This is a genomic window from Methylophaga nitratireducenticrescens (assembly GCF_000260985.4).
Classification (GTDB): domain Bacteria; phylum Pseudomonadota; class Gammaproteobacteria; order Nitrosococcales; family Methylophagaceae; genus Methylophaga; species Methylophaga nitratireducenticrescens.
This window is the reverse complement of the sequence record NC_017857.3, coordinates 151467-171440: the sequence shown is the minus strand read 5'-3', so window position 1 is coordinate 171440 and position 19974 is coordinate 151467. Positions and strand designations below refer to the sequence as shown.

Sequence of the window (19974 nt, the reverse complement as noted above, 5' to 3'; positions counted from 1 at the left end):
CTAAAACTGTTTATGGAACACCCCAATATGACCCTGTCTTACTCTGGCCGAATTTTTTCGCTGGTGCTGGCCGCTACATTAGGTGGCTATTTATTGACCTCGGCAGTGATGATTTTGATTGCCGCGATTTTGCCTTTATCTCGTGCCGATGCCGTTATTACCAGCGCATTACTGAGTTTTGCCGTGTATACCGCCGCGGTCATCTGGGTGTTTGCCGTTAAAAATGCCAAACGTGCCTGGATAGGAATGATAGGTGCAACAGTGATTATTGGCGGCTTAGGTTTGCTGTTGACGGAGTGGTTACGATGAGCAAATCGACGGATGTAAGTATTGAACAAGGACGATTCCGTCAATCGATGGCCTGGTTGCATACATGGGGCAGCTTAGTTGCCAGTTGGGCATTATTTGCCATTTTCTTAACGGGAACCATAGGTGTCTTTGATGATGCCATCACCCATTGGATGACGCCTGAACGGGCATTAATCGGTGAATTTGATCCCGCAACCAGTACTCAAGAGCAACGCCTGGATGCAGTCACTCAAGGTGAAAACTTTCTGCGAAAGGTCGCCCCCCAAAGCCATTTTTGGCGCATACGGTTGCCCAGTGAGGCCGATCCAGCAATTGGCTTATCCTGGGAAGATGATAATGCCGAAGTTCAGCAGCGCCGGTTACATCCTGTTAGCGGTGAAATAATTCCTGATCAGCAACAGCGTGAGACTCAGGGGGGTCATCACTTTGTGCATATGCATTTTGAGTTTCATGCCGGTATGACCGGTATCTGGCTGGTGGGATTTTTTACCATGATCATGCTGGTGGCTTTGGTCAGCGGCATCATTATTCATAAACGTATCTTCAAAGATTTTTTTACCTTTCGATCGGGTAAAGGCCAGCGCAGCTGGCTCGATGCACATAATGCATCTTCGGTTTTATCGTTACCATTTCAATTGATGATTGCCTACAGCGGGCTGGTGATCTTTGTGTCGATCTATATGCCAGCCGGAGTATTGGCCAATTATGACAAACCACAGAGTTTCTTTGCCGAGGTGTTCAACCAACCCGAGCATCGCCCAGAGACAGGTATTGAAGCTGATGTTTTATTGTTGACCGAGCTGTTTAAACAGAGCGAAGCATTAATGGAGAAACCGGGTAGTTTTATCAGTGTCGAGCATCCCGGTGACAGTAGTGCGGTTGCTAAAATCTTTGGCTTGTTTGAGCAGGAGAAAAATACTGGACGCTTATTATTTTTGAGTTCCGGTCAGGTTATTTTTGATGCGGTAACCGGTGAAATGATTCATATCGAAGCACCGGAAACATTTGATAAAAGTAGTGCCTTTGCCGCACAACGTATTATGCGGACCTTACATTTTGCCAATTTTGGCGGTTATACCGTTCGCTGGATTTATTTTATTCTGGGCATGGCTGGCACCATCATGATGGCCACCGGCGCCATTCTGTTTATGGTGAAACGCCGGCAAAAATCCTTGAATGAGTTCGGGACGCAAACACCAAAAGTCTACCGTGCTATTGAAGTCCTTAATATCAGCGCTATCAGCGGATTAATGATCGCCTGTGTGGCGTATTTTTGGGTGAATCGGCTGTTGCCATTGGATGTACCGGAGCGCGCCAGCTGGGAAATCAAACTGTTTTTCTTCATTTGGCTGGGCAGCTTATTACATGCAGCATTACGACCCGCTTCTCGAGCCTGGATAGAGCAGTTATCGACATTTTCTACGTTATGTTTATTACTGCCCATCCTCAACTGGCTGACGACAGGGCAACATTTAATCAGCTATTTCATTGAGGGTGACTGGCTGAATGTCGGCTTGGAATTAACCGTCGTGTTGTTCGGTGTGTTGGGCGTTTGCTGCGTCAAAATACTGAAAAGCAAACAACATAAAGCAGCGTCACGAAAGTCCAGTAGTTATAAAACCAAGTCGGAGGCAGCGTAATGCAAATGTTACTGATGATGTTGCTCGCAACAGCATTATGTTATGCCGGTATGGCGGGTTTGAGCCTGGCGATGCCCAGACACTACTCACAATTAAACTCAGCTAAATTATTAGTCAGTCGGACTCGTCTATTGCGAATTTCTTCTACTATGCTACTGATAGTTTCCTTATGGCCTGCTATCAGTGTGTGGGGTGTTGTGGTGGGTATTGTTGTCTGGCTGGGGCTGCTATCGGTGGCGGCGCTGATATGGGTCGGTTTATTGGCTTACTGGCCACGCTTTGCAGCAACAAAAGCGCTTCTTCTGGCTTTGATTGGCTTATCTGCTTGTATCGTTTTGTGGCTCAATTAATCTCGAATTTGATTCATGGAGTTTTTATGAAGAAAATCAGACTGAATTCGATATTAAGTTTTATCGCGATTATAGGGTTACTGATTAACCTGGCATTGAATCTTTATGCCTATTTTTATATCGATCCGCTTTCATCCTCACCGTTGGAAGAAGGTTGGTGGACAGTCTGGTTGCCAAGCTACCTGGTTTGGATGCTATTTTTAACGGTCGCTTCGTTTCTTGGGGTCAAGCGTAAGGATTAATTCTGTTCTTCAGAGTTCTCATGCCCTTCAGTGCTGTTTAGTTCTTCGGGGATTTGTTGTATTTGATCATCCCTTTCTTGCTCTTGGACGTTTTCCGGTTCTTCTGTGTTTTCCGGTGTTTCAGTACCCTCCTGTTCTTGAACAGTTTCCGATTCTTCAGGGTTCTCCTGACTTTCGGTCATCTCCTGAATAAACTGCGGCGCTAGACGCTCATACAGGCTTTGTTGTTCTTCAGTATTCTCCGGTTGTTGAGTGTCGTCAGCATCTTCAATGTTCTGCTGATCTTCGATTGGCTCTTGAAAAAACGGTGGTTTAAGACGCTCAAGCAGACTTTCCCGTTCATCAATGCTGGCTTCAACGCTAAAGCGTTTGATACCGATCAGCTGCCCTGAATCCGTGACCACTTTGACCTGCCATTTACCGACCGGATCCTCTGGGAAATTCAATTTTTGTGTCCAGGCCCGATAGCCTTGTTCACTGCCGCCTTCAATATTCAGCGTGATTCGATCGACTTGTTTACCGTTATGGAGCCAAAGATGATGAATTTTTTCCTGCAAGCCGCGAGGTGCGCGGATAGCGGTCCAGGCATATATGCCATCGCGTTTCAGGGATTGCACACCAAGACGATCAATATGAATGCTGTGCGTACGTTGTTCACGATCAACCTGTTGTACCAGATTAAACTCTGTTAATCGCAATGCTGCGGGAGGGACTAAGCTGGGGACTTGCCACAAGCCAGCGGCTAAAGCGGCCAACATTAATGTCATTAACGGCCGTCGCCACCAGCGACCATTGGCAACAAATTTCACTAAACTCGGCAGACTGAACAGCAGGGAAGCAATTAGGGCAAACGCCAGACTTTGACCGGTAGTCAGTTGCAGCAAGATGGGCAGAGCGACCAGTAATACGGCAAATAAAGCCAAGGCATGAAAGATAACAAACAGCGAGCGGCGTGGGGCAAGCTGTTTGTAATACAGTGGATCAATCACCGATATTAATGCACATAAAATCAATAATCCGGTAAATCCGGCCTGAGTGTGATTCCAGGTAGTGACGGCAAGGAAAAACGGTAAGGCAAAAAATAGACTTTCCTGATGCACCAGCTGTGTCACGTAATGCATTAGCGTGGGTGGGATATTAAAGCCAAAGCGGTTTTTGAAGCTTTCTCGTAGCCAGTTTTCCAGTACCAGAAAAACCCAGCTGACCAACATCAGGATAGCGATAACCTGCGCCAGTGATTCTTTACGTTCTACCAGAAAATAACTGGCAAGACCGGAAATAAAACCAATGCCAGCAATCAGCCCAGGCCAGCGTTTGGCCAGTTCAATCAGAGCAAATACAAACGATTTTAATGACGCCATTTGAGCGGAAGCACCGGTGAGTAAACAAGCAAAATAACGATTATCAGTTAGTTATAACTGCTATCAGAAAGCTGCTGATTGCCAGAAAGAGTTACAGTTCGTTACGGGCGGTTTGAATCGCTTTTTTAACCTGTTCCGGTGCAGTTCCCCCCAGATGATTGCGAGCTGCCACTGAGCCTTCCAGGGTTAATACAGAAAATACATCGTCACCGATCTGATCACTGAATTGCTGCAGTTCCTGCAGTGTTAATGCCGACAGATCTTTTTGTTGTTTGATGGCATAGGCAACTGACAGACCAACTACCTCATGGGCATCACGGAAAGCAACGCCTTTACGCACCAGATAATCTGCCAGATCGGTGGCGGTGGCATAACCTTTCAGAGCCGCCAGACGCATATTGTCTTTTTTGACGGTGATTACTGCGAGCATATCGGCATAGACACGTAACGAGCCAAGCAATGTGTCGATGGTGTCAAACAGCGGTTCTTTATCTTCCTGATTATCCTTGTTGTACGCCAATGGTTGGTTTTTCATTAGCGTTAGCAGGTTAAACAGATTGCCGTAAACCCGGCTGGTTTTACCGCGTACCAGTTCCGGCACATCAGGGTTTTTCTTTTGCGGCATGATTGATGAGCCGGTACAAAAGGCATCACCCAGATCAACAAAATCAAACTGGGCCGAGGACCAGATGATCAATTCTTCTGAGAACCGCGACAGGTGCATCATTAGCAATGAGGCGAAGCTGTTAAATTCAATGGCAAAATCGCGATCACTGACCGCATCCAGCGAGTTGCGACAGATACGTTCAAAACCAAGCAGTTCAGCGGTGTATTCACGATCAATCGGGAAGGTTGTGCCAGCCAGTGCGGCAGCACCTAATGGCAGACTGTTGACCCGTTTAGTGCAGTCATCCAGCCGTTCCAGATCACGGCTGAGCATCTCAAACCAGGCCAGCATATGATGACCAAATGTCACTGGCTGGGCAGTTTGCAGATGGGTAAAACCGGGCATGATGGTATCGAATTCACGCTCTGCCACATCCAGCAAAGTCGAACGCAAGCGTTGCAATTCACTGCGAACAGGCACAATCATGTCTCGCAGATACAAACGCACATCGGTTGCCACCTGATCATTACGTGACCGACCGGTATGCAGTTTTTTACCGACTTCACCAATCAGTTTGATCAGTCTGGATTCGATGTTCATATGCACATCTTCCTGCGCAATCGACCATTCAAACTGATCGTTATCGATTTCACTTTCAATCTGCTGCAAGCCATCAATGATTTGATCGCGTTCAGTTGTCGTCAGCACATCTACTTTGCACAGCATGGAGGCATGCGCGACGGAACCCTGAATATCCTGCCGGTACATGCGTTTATCGAAGGTTACCGAAGCCGTGAATTCCTCAACAAATTTATTAGTAGGTTGGGTGAGTCGGGCAGAAGAAAGCTTTTTATCAGATGCGGTCATGGCGCGGGCCTGTGATTGCTGGCAGAAAAAAATCGCATTATAACGCGGCTGCTCGTGGATCCGCAGAGGAAAATGTTAGAATTGATGGCACTGTTAACTTTTAAGTGGATATTTATTTCATGAGTCAACGCACTGTTCGAATTGCTACCCGTCGCAGCCCACTTGCCATCTGGCAGGCTGAATTTGTTCGTGACAGTCTGTTGGCTCTGGATCCCCACCTGAATATCGAACTGGTTCGTATCAAAACTCAGGGCGATATCATTCTCGATACCCCATTAGCCAAAGTGGGCGGCAAAGGCTTGTTTGTCAAAGAACTGGAACAGAGCATGCTGGCCGGTGAAGCCGATATTGCGGTGCATTCAATGAAAGATGTACCGGTGGAGTTTCCGGAAGGTCTGCATTTACCAGTGATCTGCGAACGCCATGATCCACATGATGCGTTTGTTTCCAATCATTTTGAAAACGTTGATGATTTACCTGAGGGTGCCGTTGTGGGTACTTCCAGTCTGCGCAGGGAATGTCAGCTTCGTCACTACCGACCGGATTTGAAAATTGTACCGCTGCGCGGCAATGTAAATACCCGTCTTGCCAAGCTGGATGCAGGTAACTTTGATGCGATTATACTGGCCAAAGCCGGCTTGGAAAGATTGGGTTTTGATCAGCGTATTCGCAGTGCCTTAACGCCAGAGCAAAGTTTGCCTGCGATTGGACAGGGCGCACTAGGTATTGAAACCCGTATCAATGATGACGAAATGAATGCGTTAATTGCCCTGCTTAATTGTGAGTTGACCTCAATCACTGTCAAAGCTGAACGGGCATTAAATCGTCGCTTAAAAGGGGGCTGTCAGGTCCCAATCGGTGGCTACGCCATATTAAATGGTGATGATCTCTGGGTACGGGGGCTGGTGGGGCGTCCTGACGGAACCGAGATGCTGCAGCAGGAAATTCGCGGCAAGGCCAGTGAATCCGAACAACTTGGCTTAACATTAGGTGAGATGTTACTTAACCAGGGCGCTGATAAAATTCTGGCTGACGTTTATGATGCCTGAGCATTCGGCTCTGGCATTGGAAGGCCGCAAGATTTTAGTAACACGTCCGATTCGACAGACGGCTGGACTGGTCGAGCTTATCGAACAGCAGGGTGGAGAGGCAATAGTCTTTCCGGTCATTGAAATTACGGCTATTGATGTCAAACAATGGGGCGAATGGAATCCGCAACAAACCAATTGGCTGGTATTTGTCAGTCGTAATGCTGTTGAACATTTTCTACAGGGTAATCCGCACCCATTGCCAGCCCATGTTAAATTGGTCGCTGCAGGCGAGGGCACGGCGCAGGCATTGCGGCAAAACGGTTTAACGGTGGATTTACAGCCTGAGCTATCAAACGGCAGTGAAGGTTTGCTGCAGTTACCCGAATGGCAACAAATGGCTCAACAGCAGGTCGTCATTGTGCGGGGTGAAGGTGGACGTGAGCTGATGGCGGATACGTTGCGTGCCAGAGGTGCTAAAATTAGTTATCTGGAAGTTTACCGCCGACAATTACCGACGGTATCGTCCGAACTTCAACAACAATCCTGTTCAGCCGATTGGTTGACAGCAACCAGTGCCAATGGTGTGACAAACCTGTTAAGTTTATTATCAGTCAGCTGCCCGCAGATTTTGCAAAAACCTTTGTTGGTAGTCAGTAAACGAATCAAGGCTTTTGCCTTGGAACAAGGATTTAAACAGGTGCATGTCAGTCTAGATGCCAGTGATGGTGCAATCATTCAGCGACTTATAGAAATGGGATCAGATCATGGAGCCTAACAGCAAATCTGAGCAGGTCGAAAAGCCCGCCAAAAAAACTGAAAAAAATGTCTCAGAAACACCCAAAAAGACGGTTTCAGTAAAGTGGGTGCTACTAATTATCTTAGCGATATTGATAACGTTGCCAGGGGCTGGCGCACTTTGGCTGGTATGGCAGCAGAAACAGCAACTGGTGGATGTGGAAAGTCGAGTTGATGAAATCGCCAAACTCGAAACGGATATTTCGCAACTGACCAATAGCCAGCGTCAGCTGGACAGTCAACTATCGTCACTAAAACAATCACAACTGGAACATGGTGACGTACTGACCAAGCTACAAAACCAGTCACCGTTAACGACTGAGGAAATCGAGCTTGAATGGGCATTGGCGGAAATCCGTTATTTGCTCAATCTCGCCAATCAGCGGGCTTTATTGGCGAATGATACCAGTGGGGCGGCGCTTGCCCTATCACTGGCTGATCAACAGATCCGTGAAATTGGTGACTATCGAATGCAACCCTTGCGTGAGCTTATTGCGGAGGAAGAGCTGGCACTTGAAGCAGCTGGAGAAGCTGATGTAGCAGGCATCGCTGCCGATATGTTGGGTTTGATGGGTTCGATTGATAAGCTGCGTGTTGTTACTGGCCCTAAACAGTCTTTCTACGACGAAACTGAAACAGAAGTAACAGAACAATCAGCCTGGCGTGAAGCGGTTGCCGATATCTGGACACAGCTACGTTCACTGGTGGTTATTCGTCAGCAGGAGGATGCCCCGCAAGCAGTATTAATGCCTGAGCAACGTTACTTCCTGTATCAGAACCTGCGCTTGCAACTGGAGACCGCTCGCTTTGCTGCGCTTTCAGGCAACCAGCGTATGTTTGAGCAGAGCCTGCAATCAGCCAGCAGCTGGCTTGAACAGTATTTTGTCGGTGATCATCGCGATGCGATGCTGGAAAGTCTGCAAGCCATGCAAAACCAGGCCATCAGTATCGAAACACCGGATATTTCGGGATCACTTCGCTGGTTGAAAGGATTTGAACCATGAAATGGCTGGTTATTATTGCCATTGCGCTGGCATTAGGCGGTGTGTTTGTCTGGTTAGCTGATTTCGAGCCAGGCTTTGTATTGGTGCAATACGGCCAGTGGACGCTGGAAACCTCGTTGATTGTGTTTAGCGTGGCTTGGTTGATTCTGCTGTTAGTGGTTTATTTTACGCTGCGCAGTCTGGCGGTGATTAAAAGTACGCCAAACCGCCTGTCGCAATGGCAGGAAAACCAGCGCCATAAACGTGCCACTAAAGCGCTAACCAACGGGTTGATAACTCTGGAAGAAGGCCGTTGGGCAGAAGCTGAACGATTGTTACTGCGCCATGCCGGCAACAGCGAAACACCGTTATTGCACTATCTGGCAGCTGCACGGGCTGCACAGAAACAACAGGCGCCAGAGCGGCGTGACTCTTATTTGAAACTGGCCCACGAAACGACTCCCAGCGCTGATATTGCGGTCGGTGTGGTACAGGCTGAATTACAACTTTCCGCCGGACAGAAAGAACAGGCATTAGCCACCTTGCAACATCTGCGTCAAGTTGCACCTAAACATCCCTATGTATTACAGCTTCTGCAACAGCTGTATCAGGAAACGGATCAATGGCAGGAAGTACAATCTGTATTACCCGATTTGCGTAAGCGACATGTTTTGGATGCCGGTTCAGCCAATGCTTTGTCGGCAGAAGCCACTGTGGGACAGTTGCAAAATGCATTGATACGTCAGGAATGGCAGCGAATGGAGCAGATATGGCTGCAATCTCCGGCGAAAATCAGACAATCTGAGCAAGTATTGAAAACCTATGTAAATGGGTTGTTATTGCAGGGTGAGCAACAGCAGGCAATGCAATTGATTGAAGAATATTTACGCAAAAACTGGAGTGATGCGCTGATCTATCAGTATGGCAAAATTCTGCAGGGCGGTTTACTAAAACGTCTGGCTACGGCCGAAAAGTGGTTAAAACAACATGAAGAAAACCCCTGGTTATTGCTGACGTTGGGAAGATTGGCACAGGCCAATAAATTATGGGCCAAAGCCGAAGCCTATTTGCGGGCCAGTATTGAGCACGGGCCGCGTGGCGAAACCTATCAGGCACTGGCGGAAGTATTAATGGCGCAGGATAAACGCGATGCTGCAGCCAATATATACAAACAGGGTCTGGACGTCATGTTGCAGAATAATTCGAATAAATTGATCTAATCTTCTTCAAGAATATATAAAAACGGCGCTTTTTAAGCGCCGTTTTTATATTTGAAATTAACGTTTTACAACCGCATCGGCATAACCACATACTGCCGTGTGAATTTAGGATCATTTGGGGTAATCAACGCACTGCTGTTTTCATCAGTAAATAACAGTTTTACTTTGTTATCGGGAATGGCGTTGAGCAGATCCAGCAGGTACGCATTATTAAAAGCGATTTCCAAATCCGGACCATTATATTCCACTGCCAGTTCTTCCTCAGCGGACTCTTGTTCCTGATTGGTAACGGTGGCTTTAAGCAGGTTGTTACTGAGATTCAGCTTTACACTGCGATGCTTGTCATTGGCCAGAATAGAAGCCCGGGATAATGCTTGTTTAAGCTCATCTCGTTCGGCAATGACTTCTTTATCACCACCGACCGGTAAGACACGTTCGTAGTTAGGGAATTGGCCATCAATCAGCTTGGAAGTGAAATGCATATCCGGCAGTTCGACTTTAAGTTGCTGGGGACTGATCGCCAGAGTCACGTTATCAGTAACATCACCTAATAAACGTCCCAGCTCCAGAATGGCTTTGCGGGGCACGATGACGCTGTGTTTTTCGTTGGTTTTTTCAGCCGTTTCAATACTGCCCAAAGCCAGTCGGTGACCATCTGTTGCTACCGCACGCAAGGTATTTTCTTCGCGTTCCAGTAATAGGCCATTCAGGTAATACCTTACATCCTGGCTGGCCATGGCAAAACTGGTTTCATCCAGCAGATCTTTTAATGCTGATTGGGGGACGGTCAGTTGATCAAGGTAGTTTGCCCCTTCGCTGTCCGGAAAGTCTGTTGCCGGAAGCGTGGCTAACGAAAAACGACTTTTTCCTGCCCGAACCAGTGATTTATTGTCTTCAGCCTGAAAGCTGATGGTGGCATTGGCGGGCAGGGCGCGCACGATATCCAGTAACTTGCGGGCAGAGACGGTGGTTTCACCCTCTTTTTCGACCGCTACCGGCAGTGTGGCAATCATTTCCAGTTCCATATCGGTACTTGTCATGGTTAATTGCTGATCACGGCAACGTAACAGAATATTGGACAAAATAGGCAGGGTGGAGCGCCGTTCAACGATGCTGCACACCAGTTGTAAGGGACGGGCAATAATGTCTTGGCTCACAGTAAATTGCATGATGTCTCTCTCAGCTAGCTGGATAAAGTACGAAGTAAATTACGGTAATCTTCCGCGATGCGGCTATCAGTTTCTTTCAGTTCCACCACTTTTCGACAAGCATGCAGAACGGTGGTGTGATCGCGTCCACCAAACGCTTCACCGATTTCCGGCAAGCTATGACTGGTAAGCTCTTTTGCCAGCGCCATGGCTATTTGTCGTGGACGGGCGACCGAACGCGTGCGTTTTTTTGCCAGTAAATCCGATACCCGTATTTTGAAGTATTCTGCAACAGTTTTCTGGATACTTTCCAGTGTGACCAGTTTTTGGTGCAAAGCCAGTAGATCTTTTAATGCATCCTGAGCCATATCAATCGACAGCGGCTGGTTAGTAAAGCGCGAGAATGCCATGACGCGTTGCAAGGCACCTTCCAAATCACGGACATTTGATTTAATACGTTTAGCAATAAAAAAGGCCACATCATCCGGTAAGGTAATCAGATTTTGTTGCGCTTTTTTGATCAAAATCGCGACGCGGGTCTCAAGCTCTGGCGGCTCGATGGCGATGGTTAACCCCCAACCCAGGCGAGATTGCAGACGCTCATCCAGATTTTCGACTTCTTTGGGAAACCGGTCACAGGTCAGAATGATTTGCCGTTGGCCTTCCAGCAGGCTATTAAAGGTATAAAAGAATTCTTCCTGAGAGCGTTCTTTTTTGGCAAAGAACTGGATGTCATCAATTAATAATGCATCGGCACTACGGTAATGCGCTTTGAATTGATCAATGGCGTTATTGCGCAATGCGGTAATCATGTCCTGTACAAATCGCTCGGAGGATAAATAAATCACTCGTGCTTTAGGATTGTTCTGGCGAATTTTGTTGCCGACCGCCAGCATTAAATGGGTTTTGCCAAGCCCGGTGCCGCCATAGAGAAACAAAGGATTGTAACCGGAGGTACCCGGTGCTTCGGCAACATGCAAAGATGCTGCGCGGGCGATCTGATTGGATTTACCTTCAACATAATTATCAAAGGTAAACAACGGGTTCATCGGACTGCCGATCGCCGGGGAAGGTTCTGTTTCAGAAACTGCTATCGATGCGGGGGCTTTATCAGTTGTTTTGACACGACGTTTGGTTTTTTCAGCGGAAATGGAATCTTTGGTACCGACTTCGATTTCAATTTTATTGATGTTGCCGTTGGTCAATCCTTTGATCAGCGCATTTATCTGTTGTTCAAGCTGTTCATGAACCCAGGCCTTAACATAGGGATTTGGCGCCAACAGGCGCAAACTATCTTCCGTTTCGATGGCTTGCAGAGGCCGTAACCATGTGTTCAGCTGTTGTGCCGAAAGATCACCTTCGAGATGGGATAGGCATTTTTCCCAAAGGGGTGAAGACACAGCAACTCCTTGACTAATATATAGGTTTACAGAAAACAGACTAATAACTGCGGGCTTTCGTGATAGTATAGCGCGACAGACAGGGCATCTAAAGTTATCTGCATGCGGGGCTTTTGGCAAGTAAAATAATGTTGCATGACCGGATGAATGCGGTTTGACTTGTTATGCCTGCAAACTCTATAATCCCATGTCTTTTGCCCCGGCTGTTTCCGTTCGAGAGACGCTTACCGGCTGCAAAACCATTGTTATTCCTGGAGTTGGTGAAATGAAAAGAACTTTTCAGCCTAGTAATCTGAAGCGCAAGCGCACTCATGGTTTCCGCGCACGTATGAAAACTGTCGGCGGCCGTCGTATTATTAATGCCCGTAGAGCCAAAGGCCGCGCAAAACTTTCTGTTTAATTCTCTCTGTTCTCAGAGGGTGCATGACTTGGCCACTTTCAGCCGAGCCATGAAAATGAATAGCCCGGGAGATTTTACCCGGGTTTTTCGTCAGGGTAAGCGCACTGGTGGCGGTGGTCTGACGATTCTTAGCGTTGAAAACTCTGTCGGGCATCCCCGACTGGGACTGGCGATCGCAAAGAAGCATCTTAAACTTGCCAGTCAACGTAATCGGGTAAAGCGGATTATTCGGGAATCTTTCCGACAGCACCAATCAACTTTATCCAATATCGATATTGTGGTGTTATCACGTCCTGATATAAGTCAGCGGGATTCGTCGCAATTATGGGCAGCATTGGAGCGACATTGGTTAACGGTGGTGGCACAATGGCAAACATCCTAATCGCTTTTGTTCGCGCGTATCGCTTTTTATTAAGCCCGTTCATGGGCATGCACTGCCGCTTCCAACCTACTTGCTCCCAATATATGATTGAGGCCATTCAAACGCATGGCTCGCTTCGTGGTGTGTGGCTCGGTTTACGCCGAATCTCATGCTGTCATCCTTGGCACGCCGGCGGCGTGGATCCTGTTCCTGAACTAAAGACAAAAAAACACAATGGATAACCTCAGAACTCTGTTTATTTTTGGCCTGTTAATTGTTTCTCTGTTGTTGTGGGAAGCCTGGCAAAATGACTATGTGCGTCCGCAACAGGTTGCAACGCAGAATAATGTAGACCAGCCTGTTTCAGAAAGCGCCCCGTCTCAGGATGATTTACCCGAGTTACCAGCAGATGCTGCTGATGGCTTGCCTGCTCTGCCGGAAAGCGAACAAACCACAACGACTTCAGCCAATCAGCTCCGTATAAAAACCGACGTAATTGAAGCGACAATTGATTTACGAGGGGCGGATATCCGTGAACTGGCATTATTACAATATCCTGTTGATGTGGATTTGCCAGATGAGCCGGTACAGTTATTAAATGACAGCCGTAAAAATTTCTTTGTCACCCAATCAGGTTTACGAGCGGAAGGCACGGCACCAACACATTACGAAACCTATACTGCGGAACAATCCGAATATGTTCTGGGAGAGAATGCCGATAGTCTGAGCGTGCCGATGCGTTGGGAATCTGATAACGGTCTGACCGTGATTAAAACCTATACTTTTACCCGTGACAGTTACCTGGTAGACGTTAATTATCAGATAGAAAACCAGTCTGGCGAACGTTTTGCCGCTTATCCCTATGCGCAATTTAATCGTAATCAACCTGAAGACGATAGTTTCATGATTTATACCTATACGGGAGCTGTTTTTTCCAGTCCGGGTAATGAATACGAAAAAGTGGATTTCGGTGAACTGGAGAAAAATGACTTCCGTCGCGATGTGAATGGCGGCTGGGCGGCAATGATCCAGCATTATTTTGTTGCAGCATTTATTCCTGCCGAACCATTACAGGAAATCAGTCTTTACGGTAAAGCGATCAACAACACAAATTATACGGCCGGTATCCGTTTCCCTGCGGTCGTCGCTGAAAATGGTGAGCAAGCTCAGACTTCTTATCAGATTTACCTTGGTCCGAAAGAACATCAACGGCTGGAGCCGGTTGCGGATAATCTGGATTTAACGGTTGATTACGGCATTCTGACCATTATTTCCAAGCCGTTATTTATCGTCATGGAATGGCTGCATAAATTAACGGGCAACTGGGGCTGGTCCATTGTATTGCTGACCATTTTGATCAAACTGGCATTTTATAAACTGTCAGCAGCCAGCTACCGGTCAATGGCGTCGATGCGTAAATTGACACCGAAACTGGCCACTTTAAAAGAACGCTACGGTGACGATAAACAAAAATTCAATCAGGCAATGATGGATTTGTATCGCACCGAGAAAATTAATCCGCTGGGTGGTTGTTTGCCGATTCTGGTACAGATGCCGGTCTTTTTGGCTTTCTACTGGGTGTTAGTGGAAAGTATTGAACTGCGCCAGGCTGATTTCATTCTGTGGATTAATGATTTGACGGCAATGGATCCCTATTTTGTCTTACCAGTGCTGTTTGGTTTATCCATGTGGTTCCAGCAAAAACTGAATCCGATGCCTCAGGATCCGGCGCAGGCGATGATGATGAAGATCTTTCCGATTGTCTTTACCGTCTTTTTTGCCTTCTTCCCGGCAGGTCTGGTGCTTTACTGGGTGGTCAACAACCTTCTATCAATTGCTCAGCAGTGGTATATCACTCGTAAAATGGGCGCGTTGTAACCCTTCAGCAGCATAAACGGATCTCCACTGTTTACAGTTGAGTAAACAGAGTTATTTATGACAGAACATTACACCGACACTATCGTAGCCATTGCCACTGCGCCCGGACGAGGTGGTGTCGGTGTTGTGCGTTTATCCGGCCCTGAAAGTACTCAGATAGCTGAGCAAATTTGCGGCAAACTGGCCCAAACCCGTCAGGCGAAATTCACCCACTTCCGAGCAGCTGATAAAGAAATTATCGATAGCGGCATTGCGTTGTATTTTGCCGCACCCGCATCCTTTACCGGTGAAGATGTCATTGAATTACAGGGGCATGGCAGTCCATTGGTGATGGCTCGTTTATGCCAGCGAGCAGTGGAATTGGGTGCCAGAATGGCAAGGCCCGGAGAGTTTTCTGAACGTGCATTTCTGAATGGCAAGATGGATCTGGCTCAGGCTGAAGCCGTCGCAGATTTAATTGAAAGCTCAACCGAAGTGGCTGCTCGTAGTGCAATGCGTTCGTTGCAGGGGGAGTTTTCCAAAAAGGTTAATGACTTCTTGCAAGAGCTGACCTATTTAAGAATGTTTGTTGAAGCCTCAATTGATTTTGCTGATGAAGAAATCGATTTTCTCGGTGAAGCTCAGGTCGATAAACAATTACAGCAACTACTGGCAACGCTGGCGGGCATTCAAGGCAGTGCCCGACAAGGCCGCTTATTACGTGAAGGCATCAGTGTGGTTCTGGCTGGTCAGCCCAATGCTGGCAAATCCAGTCTGCATAATCGGCTGGCGGGGCATGATGCCGCTATTGTGACTGAAGTAGCCGGTACCACGCGTGATGTATTACGAGAGCAAATTCATCTGGGCGGTTTGCCACTGCGTATTTCCGATACTGCCGGCCTGCATGATGCCACCAGTGATATCGTTGAGCTGGAAGGTATCCGCAGAACGCAGAACGAACTGGCACAAGCTGATCATATTCTGCTGTTAATTGATGATCAGCTGGGCATGACGGAGCAGGATACAAAAATCCTTTCTGCTTTACCGAGCGATAAAGCATTCACCTTGATTCGAAACAAGATTGACCAAAGTGGCCATGCTGCTGAAATAACGCTTGAAAATGGTATATCTGTGATCTATCTGTCCGCTAAAAATGGCGAAGGGATGGATTTGCTGACCCAGCATTTGTGTGAGGTGGTGGGGTTTCATCCGGAAGAAGAAGGAATATTTATGGCCCGTCATCGGCATCTGGATGCTCTGCAGCGTGCTCAACAAGCCATTGAAGCAGGCTATGACTGCCTGACAGGAATGGGCGCGGGGGAATTACTGGCTGAAGAACTGCGTATTGCTCAGTCTGCTCTGGGGGAGATTACCGGGACATTCACGACTGAAGATTTACTAGACCGCATCTTCTCCAGTTTTTGTATCGGTAAATGATCTTTTTGCAGGCATGTCATGTTCCCAAATCAAGACACCCAAATCAGTGATTTGCATGAAGTACGCCATCAACACATCCTCAAATTAGTTCAACAAAGCGGGGTCAAACAGCTGTTGGACATAGGCTGTGGATCAGGTAATTTTCTGTGGCAGCTGTTAAATGAAACGCCAATTGAGCAGGTTATCGGTGTTGAACAATCCAGTTTATCTATCCTGCAGGCGCGTGAAAAACTGGCAGTATACCTTCAGCAAACGCCATCTCAATTAAAGTTAATTAACGCATCATATGCTGAACCGCTTCCAGAGCTTTGTCATTTCCCGCTGGCAGTGATGATTGAGACCATTGAGCATATTGAGCCCAGGCTGTTATCCAAGGTTGAACAAAATATTTTTGCAGTGATGCGCCCAAAACAAATCATACTTACAACACCTAACTGCGAATACAATCCGCTATATGGGCTGTATCCCGGACAGTTTCGGGATCCGGATCATCAATTTGAATGGACTCGGCAGAAATTTCAGCAATGGGCCAGGGGCGTTGCTGCACGTCATGACTATCAAGTACGATTTGCTGGAATTGGTGAAGCGGATCCTCAGCTTGGTTCACCGACTCAAATGGCGATATTTAACAGGGCTTATTGATCTTTAATCTCCACCACTGCTGGCGACTATTTTTGTGTCCGACAAGGCGGAAAGCACGCAGTGTAGCCTTCCTACATAAGTGATTGACAACGCAGGCGACCGCAAAAATAGTCCCAGCCCCTCGGGTTGTGACTGAAAAAGCGCCACTCGGCGTTATTCGTCGCTTATTTAGAATTACTAAAAGGCGCTCCACGTGCCTTGATTTACGCTTTTTCAGCTCACAACAGAGGCGGAGATTAAAGATCAACAAGCCCTGGGTCTGAAATCAGTCTGTCATGGAATTGCCACTCAAATGTCATAGTCTGTGAAGCATGATATAGTCTTGCGTTACAATGTTTTAACCATTCCCTCAGGCAAACCCAAACGAATTAGGAGCCGGCATGTTACGCCTATACAAAATTGCTCATGGCTTAATTAAGGAAATCAAAGTTGAAGGCGAGGTATTGGGGCATCATTTAAAAGAAGCCGACTGGATTGATGCGTTGGAGCCCGATGATGATGAACGCGCATTACTCGCGACCTTGTTCAGCGATGAAGTACCCGATGTCGATGATGTAGAAGAAATTGAGGCCTCAGCTCGGTGCTTTACCGATCAGGATGGTCTGCATGTGCATTCATTATTTCTCGGTTATTCAGAAGGGCGACATCACACGGTTTCGGTGGCGTTTATTTTGCAGCCCGACAGGTTGATTGCCATTCGTGATGGCGAATTAAGTGATTTTCGATTATTACGGATGCGGGCTCGTCGTGGGCAGGTGAGTTGTGAAACGCCAACGGATTTACTGATCACTCTGTTGGAACAAAAAGTCGAAAATCATGCCGATAATCTGGAAGATATCCATCGTCAGCTGGAACGTGTCAGTCATCTGGTTTTAGAAGATGAAAGTGCTGATCTGGAAGATGCCATAAGTCAGTTGGCGCGTCTGGAAGACAGTAACGGAAAGATCCGTTTATGTTTAATGGACACCCAACGGGATATCTCATTCTTGTTACGGCACTTACGAGAAGCGGGTGCTTCCCGTGAAACCTTATATGAGATATTGCGGGACTTGGAGACATTGATGTCGCATACGACATTTTTATTCGATAAGATAAATTTCTTAATGGATTCCACTCAGGGGTTTATCAATATCCAGCAGGCACAGATCATCAAAACGTTCTCGATTGCCGCGGTGGTGTTTCTGCCACCAACATTGATTGCCAGTATTTACGGTATGAATTTTAAATATATGCCTGAGCTGGATTGGAGCTTCGGTTATCCATTTGCCATTGGTCTGATGGTGGCAGCAGGCATGGCGCCATACCTTTATTTCAAACGTAAAGGCTGGTTGTAAGCATTTTCCAAGGGAGTCAGTCAGAGATGAGTCGACATTTTGATAAAGCAGAGGGATTGAGCGAACAGCATGATCCAGCAACACATGACTATGTGTTTAACCAAACGATGTTTCGGATTAAAGATCCAAAACGTACTCTGAAGTTTTATTCTGAAGTCATGGGGATGACGCTGATCAAGCGGTTTGATTTTCCTGAAATGCAATTCACCTTATATTTCATGGCGGCTATTTCACCGGAGCAGCGGCAGGACTGGTCTGAAAATAACGATGAACGTATCAAACAGACTTTTGCCCGTCCGGCTATGTTGGAGTTAACGCATAACTGGGGTGATCAAGACAATGATGAGGTTGCTTATCATAACGGTAATAGTGAACCACGGGGCTTTGGTCATATTGGCTTTGCGGTGCCGGATATTGATGCCGCTTGTGAGCGATTTGAAACCTTTGGTGTGCCGTTTATTAAACGACCTAATGATGGAAAAATGAAAGGCATCGCTTTTATTCAGGATCCGGATGGCTACTGGATAGAAATTTTTACCCCCGATCGTCAGCCGGATTTGCTGAAAGATCACCTTGTATAAATTCTTCGGGTTTAGTTGACCCACTACCCAGTAACGGGCTGGCAAAAACCTGGACTCGTTCAGGCAGCTTTTTGGCCTCATACATTGCCCCATCGGCATACCGAACCAGTTGCATCGCATTACTGCCATGTAATGGGTATAGCGCTATGCCAATACTGACGCCAATATGCAGGATTTTTCCATCCACTTCATACGGCAGACTCAGACACTCACAGATTTTTTCGGCAGTCTGCTGGGCATTCGCTATATGGTGAATATTTTGTAATAAAATGACAAATTCATCGCCACCAATACGGCCAACGATATCGGCCCCACGCAAACATTGTCGAATACGATTGGCTACCTGTTGTAATAATAAATCACCAATGGCGTGGCCGTGCTGATCATTGACGGGTTTAAATTTATCCAAATCCAGAAATAATACCGCCAACGCCTGTTTCTCACGCTCGCTTAATACGATGGCTTGATTTAGATGCTCGGTAAAACTGGCACGGTTGGGAAGGCCGGTCAGGGTATCATGATGAGCCATATGCAACATGTGCTGCATCATTAATTTATGTTCAGTGATATCTCGGGCAATTCCAGTGAAGGAATCCACTTCGCCATTATGATCTAGTAATGGTGCAGTATTGCTGCGGTGCCAACACCAATGGCCATTAAAGTGCTTAATTCTATATTCAATGCCACCGTGTTTTTGGCGGCTATGCCTGATTTGTTGCAAAAGTCTGTGGCAGGCTGGGACATCATCCGGATGCACAAATTGCTTAAAATGATGACCGATAACGTCACTAATTGGATGACCAAGGATTTCGGTCCAATTGGGTGATACGTAGGTAAGCAAACCATCCAGCGACAATGAATAGATAATATCATTGGCATTTTCAACAAAGGCCCTGAACTTTGCCTCACTTTCATTCAGGGCGGCTTCATAGTTTTTGCGTTGTGTTATGTCATTGCCATAACCCGTCCAGACAATGGTGCCATCAGCTTCGCGAAAAGGGGTGTCATAGGCTTCAACCCAGATGGTGTGACCATTTTTGAGGATCATGCGAAACTCACTATGCCACGCACTGGCGGTTTCAGCAGATTGAATGCTTTCATTGATTACCCGTTGATAATCCTCCGGGTGAATCATTTTTAATAATATGGAGGCATCTTCGGCAACCTGTTGCTGGGTTACGCCAAATAAAGCTTCTAATCGTGAACTGGTGTAGGTGTATTGAAATTTACCATCAGGAGTTAAGCAAAGTTGATAAATAAATCCGGGCAGATAAGTTGAAACCGCACGTAAATGGTTAAGCAACTCATTATCTGTTGAAGTGGAACGGCCCTGTTTACTGTCAGGTGGAGAGTGCATCATGCCTAGTGAACACCATTTAGTTTTAATTCAATAATAAGCGGATGCTTTT

The 19974-nt window shown here is 46.8% G+C and carries 21 protein-coding genes; 16 read left to right on the top strand and 5 right to left on the bottom strand.

Going from position 1 to position 19974, the window contains the following annotated elements; genetic code table 11:
• Positions 1–27 precede the first annotated feature (27 nt).
• The 4 genes from Q7A_RS00780 to Q7A_RS00765 are packed head-to-tail and all read left to right on the top strand — an operon-like array spanning position 28 to position 2541.
• On the top strand, positions 28–309 hold the full coding sequence (locus Q7A_RS00780) for a DUF3649 domain-containing protein (RefSeq protein ID WP_014705402.1): 282 nt from the start codon (positions 28–30) through the stop codon (positions 307–309).
• Positions 306–1949, top strand: a complete 1644-nt coding sequence (locus Q7A_RS00775) for a PepSY-associated TM helix domain-containing protein (RefSeq protein WP_014705401.1) — start codon at positions 306–308, stop codon at positions 1947–1949. The genes Q7A_RS00780 and Q7A_RS00775 overlap by 4 nt, the downstream gene beginning before the upstream one ends.
• Positions 1949–2299, top strand: coding sequence for a DUF3325 domain-containing protein (locus tag Q7A_RS00770; RefSeq protein WP_014705400.1), 351 nt, complete (start codon positions 1949–1951; stop codon positions 2297–2299). Before Q7A_RS00775 ends, Q7A_RS00770 begins: the two co-directional genes overlap by 1 nt.
• 26 nt (positions 2300–2325) lie before the next feature.
• Complete coding sequence (locus Q7A_RS00765) at positions 2326–2541, top strand: hypothetical protein (RefSeq protein WP_014705399.1); 216 nt, start codon at positions 2326–2328, stop codon at positions 2539–2541.
• Here Q7A_RS00765 and Q7A_RS00760 read toward each other — a convergent pair.
• Together Q7A_RS00760 and argH are read right to left on the bottom strand one after the other, a co-directional pair.
• Positions 2538–3902 carry a DUF5924 family protein gene (locus tag Q7A_RS00760; RefSeq protein WP_014705398.1) on the bottom strand — a complete coding sequence of 455 codons (1365 nt, stop codon included), beginning with the start codon at positions 3900–3902 and terminating at the stop codon, positions 2538–2540. The genes Q7A_RS00765 and Q7A_RS00760 overlap by 4 nt on opposite strands.
• Before the next feature lie 91 nt (positions 3903–3993).
• Positions 3994–5376 carry an argininosuccinate lyase gene (gene argH / locus Q7A_RS00755; RefSeq protein ID WP_014705397.1) on the bottom strand — a complete coding sequence of 461 codons (1383 nt, stop codon included), beginning with the start codon at positions 5374–5376 and terminating at the stop codon, positions 3994–3996.
• Positions 5377–5495: 119 nt separating this feature from the next.
• On the opposite strand from argH, the gene hemC reads away from it, so the two are divergent.
• From hemC to Q7A_RS00735, 4 genes are read left to right on the top strand one after another with little or no spacing between them, the layout of a single operon-like run.
• Positions 5496–6425, top strand: a complete 930-nt coding sequence (gene hemC / locus Q7A_RS00750; RefSeq protein WP_014705396.1) for a hydroxymethylbilane synthase — start codon at positions 5496–5498, stop codon at positions 6423–6425.
• Positions 6415–7182 carry a uroporphyrinogen-III synthase gene (locus Q7A_RS00745; RefSeq protein WP_041354169.1) on the top strand — a complete coding sequence of 256 codons (768 nt, stop codon included), beginning with the start codon at positions 6415–6417 and terminating at the stop codon, positions 7180–7182. The genes hemC and Q7A_RS00745 overlap by 11 nt, the downstream gene beginning before the upstream one ends.
• The gene (locus tag Q7A_RS00740) at positions 7172–8206 is read left to right on the top strand and encodes a uroporphyrinogen-III C-methyltransferase (RefSeq protein ID WP_014705394.1); all 1035 of its coding nucleotides are present in this window, start codon (positions 7172–7174) and stop codon (positions 8204–8206) included. The genes Q7A_RS00745 and Q7A_RS00740 overlap by 11 nt, the downstream gene beginning before the upstream one ends.
• A complete protein-coding gene (locus Q7A_RS00735) occupies positions 8203–9405 on the top strand; it encodes a heme biosynthesis HemY N-terminal domain-containing protein (protein ID WP_014705393.1) in 1203 nt (400 codons plus the stop codon). Before Q7A_RS00740 ends, Q7A_RS00735 begins: the two co-directional genes overlap by 4 nt.
• Before the next feature lie 65 nt (positions 9406–9470).
• Here Q7A_RS00735 and dnaN read toward each other — a convergent pair whose 3' ends face one another.
• Positions 9471–10574 carry a DNA polymerase III subunit beta gene (gene dnaN / locus Q7A_RS00730; protein ID WP_014705392.1) on the bottom strand — a complete coding sequence of 368 codons (1104 nt, stop codon included), beginning with the start codon at positions 10572–10574 and terminating at the stop codon, positions 9471–9473.
• Positions 10575–10588: 14 nt separating this feature from the next.
• Entirely contained in the window at positions 10589–11953 is a 1365-nt protein-coding gene (gene dnaA / locus Q7A_RS00725; protein ID WP_014705391.1) for a chromosomal replication initiator protein DnaA, read from the bottom strand.
• A 265-nt stretch (positions 11954–12218) separates the two neighbouring features.
• Between dnaA and rpmH the strand changes: the two genes are divergently transcribed.
• The 8 genes from rpmH to gloA all read left to right on the top strand — a co-directional run bounded on the left by rpmH (position 12219) and on the right by gloA (position 18565).
• The gene (gene rpmH / locus Q7A_RS00720) at positions 12219–12353 is read left to right on the top strand and encodes a 50S ribosomal protein L34 (RefSeq protein WP_014705390.1); all 135 of its coding nucleotides are present in this window, start codon (positions 12219–12221) and stop codon (positions 12351–12353) included.
• Positions 12354–12381: 28 nt separating this feature from the next.
• Positions 12382–12735: a ribonuclease P protein component gene (gene rnpA / locus Q7A_RS00715; RefSeq protein ID WP_238595929.1), complete on the top strand. Its 354-nt coding sequence runs from the start codon at positions 12382–12384 to the stop codon at positions 12733–12735.
• On the top strand, positions 12678–12956 hold the full coding sequence (yidD, locus tag Q7A_RS00710; RefSeq protein WP_407939536.1) for a membrane protein insertion efficiency factor YidD: 279 nt from the start codon (positions 12678–12680) through the stop codon (positions 12954–12956). The genes rnpA and yidD overlap by 58 nt, the downstream gene beginning before the upstream one ends.
• Positions 12949–14592 carry a membrane protein insertase YidC gene (gene yidC, locus Q7A_RS00705; RefSeq protein WP_014705388.1) on the top strand — a complete coding sequence of 548 codons (1644 nt, stop codon included), beginning with the start codon at positions 12949–12951 and terminating at the stop codon, positions 14590–14592. Before yidD ends, yidC begins: the two co-directional genes overlap by 8 nt.
• A gap of 57 nt (positions 14593–14649) precedes the next feature.
• Positions 14650–16008 carry a tRNA uridine-5-carboxymethylaminomethyl(34) synthesis GTPase MnmE gene (gene mnmE, locus Q7A_RS00700; RefSeq protein ID WP_014705387.1) on the top strand — a complete coding sequence of 453 codons (1359 nt, stop codon included), beginning with the start codon at positions 14650–14652 and terminating at the stop codon, positions 16006–16008.
• Positions 16009–16026: 18 nt separating this feature from the next.
• A complete protein-coding gene (locus tag Q7A_RS00695) occupies positions 16027–16650 on the top strand; it encodes a methyltransferase (RefSeq protein WP_014705386.1) in 624 nt (207 codons plus the stop codon).
• 380 nt (positions 16651–17030) lie between these two features.
• Positions 17031–17984, top strand: a complete 954-nt coding sequence (corA, locus tag Q7A_RS00690; RefSeq protein ID WP_014705385.1) for a magnesium/cobalt transporter CorA — start codon at positions 17031–17033, stop codon at positions 17982–17984.
• Positions 17985–18010: 26 nt separating this feature from the next.
• Complete coding sequence (gene gloA, locus Q7A_RS00685) at positions 18011–18565, top strand: lactoylglutathione lyase (RefSeq protein ID WP_014705384.1); 555 nt, start codon at positions 18011–18013, stop codon at positions 18563–18565.
• On the opposite strand, the gene Q7A_RS00680 is transcribed toward gloA, so the two are convergent.
• On the bottom strand, positions 18519–19925 hold the full coding sequence (locus tag Q7A_RS00680) for a diguanylate cyclase domain-containing protein (protein ID WP_014705383.1): 1407 nt from the start codon (positions 19923–19925) through the stop codon (positions 18519–18521). The two genes, gloA and Q7A_RS00680, sit on opposite strands and share 47 nt — an antisense overlap.
• Positions 19926–19974: the final 49 nt, after the last annotated feature.

Coding starts and splice junctions, on each gene's coding strand:
- Q7A_RS00780 (WP_014705402.1), top strand. CDS start 28: ATGACCCTGTCTTACTCTGGCCGAATTTTTTCGCTGGTGCTGGCCGCT.
- Q7A_RS00775 (WP_014705401.1), top strand. CDS start 306: ATGAGCAAATCGACGGATGTAAGTATTGAACAAGGACGATTCCGTCAA.
- Q7A_RS00770 (WP_014705400.1), top strand. CDS start 1,949: ATGCAAATGTTACTGATGATGTTGCTCGCAACAGCATTATGTTATGCC.
- Q7A_RS00765 (WP_014705399.1), top strand. CDS start 2,326: ATGAAGAAAATCAGACTGAATTCGATATTAAGTTTTATCGCGATTATA.
- Q7A_RS00760 (WP_014705398.1), bottom strand. CDS start 3,902: ATGGCGTCATTAAAATCGTTTGTATTTGCTCTGATTGAACTGGCCAAA.
- argH (WP_014705397.1), bottom strand. CDS start 5,376: ATGACCGCATCTGATAAAAAGCTTTCTTCTGCCCGACTCACCCAACCT.
- hemC (WP_014705396.1), top strand. CDS start 5,496: ATGAGTCAACGCACTGTTCGAATTGCTACCCGTCGCAGCCCACTTGCC.
- Q7A_RS00745 (WP_041354169.1), top strand. CDS start 6,415: ATGATGCCTGAGCATTCGGCTCTGGCATTGGAAGGCCGCAAGATTTTA.
- Q7A_RS00740 (WP_014705394.1), top strand. CDS start 7,172: ATGGAGCCTAACAGCAAATCTGAGCAGGTCGAAAAGCCCGCCAAAAAA.
- Q7A_RS00735 (WP_014705393.1), top strand. CDS start 8,203: ATGAAATGGCTGGTTATTATTGCCATTGCGCTGGCATTAGGCGGTGTG.
- dnaN (WP_014705392.1), bottom strand. CDS start 10,574: ATGCAATTTACTGTGAGCCAAGACATTATTGCCCGTCCCTTACAACTG.
- rpmH (WP_014705390.1), top strand. CDS start 12,219: ATGAAAAGAACTTTTCAGCCTAGTAATCTGAAGCGCAAGCGCACTCAT.
- yidD (WP_407939536.1), top strand. CDS start 12,678: ATGGGCAGCATTGGAGCGACATTGGTTAACGGTGGTGGCACAATGGCA.
- yidC (WP_014705388.1), top strand. CDS start 12,949: ATGGATAACCTCAGAACTCTGTTTATTTTTGGCCTGTTAATTGTTTCT.
- mnmE (WP_014705387.1), top strand. CDS start 14,650: ATGACAGAACATTACACCGACACTATCGTAGCCATTGCCACTGCGCCC.
- Q7A_RS00695 (WP_014705386.1), top strand. CDS start 16,027: ATGTTCCCAAATCAAGACACCCAAATCAGTGATTTGCATGAAGTACGC.
- corA (WP_014705385.1), top strand. CDS start 17,031: ATGTTACGCCTATACAAAATTGCTCATGGCTTAATTAAGGAAATCAAA.
- gloA (WP_014705384.1), top strand. CDS start 18,011: ATGAGTCGACATTTTGATAAAGCAGAGGGATTGAGCGAACAGCATGAT.
- Q7A_RS00680 (WP_014705383.1), bottom strand. CDS start 19,925: ATGATGCACTCTCCACCTGACAGTAAACAGGGCCGTTCCACTTCAACA.